The organism is Bartonella sp. MR168JLCBS, assembly GCF_042194175.1.
In genome coordinates this window covers 1-521 of sequence record NZ_JBHIMP010000634.1, presented here as the reverse complement: position 1 = coordinate 521, position 521 = coordinate 1, and the positions used below count along the sequence as shown (strand labels likewise).

At 33.2% G+C, this 521-nt stretch carries 1 protein-coding gene; it reads right to left on the bottom strand.

All coding sequences use genetic code 11. The features are described 5' to 3' along the window. Nucleotides 1–57 precede the first annotated feature (57 nt). The coding region (locus tag ACFIK8_RS13115; protein ID WP_375669675.1) for a type IV secretion system protein at nt 58–521 on the bottom strand (464 nt) is incomplete at its 5' end.

Here is a 521-nt window from a genome sequence, read left to right as displayed (position 1 = left end):
TTTCTGCCCCTCTGAATTGTTCAGATAGTACTGAACTTTCTACATTGGCTTTTGTTTTTATCGTATGGTAGGCATCCTTTTTGCTTCATGGTTAAAAATTTTCATATCAACTTCGCGTCTTTTCTTTTTGATAAGTGATTGCTCAGCTTTACGTAAATGCGTTATCATTTGCGTCTTTATAGATTCATTTTGGATCATGGCTAATGAACCATCGATATGTGTTTGAAGATCTGCAATATCTTTCAGGTTTTCTTTTGTTTGAAGTTCATCAAACAGATGTTGGAGGTATTTAAAACGATTTTCTACGTTTTCAAAAGTTTTCAAAGTTATAGCTTTATCTAGTATCGATAAAAATTGTAAACGCGCAAAAACAGCCTTGCCCATTTGATCAAGAGATCCAGAAATTTTGTTTTCTTCCTCTAATACCTTTTGATATGATTTCCTTGAAAGCTTATCTCTCTTATAGAGCGATTCTGGTTCTTTGAGAAAAAAACTAGAAAAGTCTATTTTCTGAGGTGCAG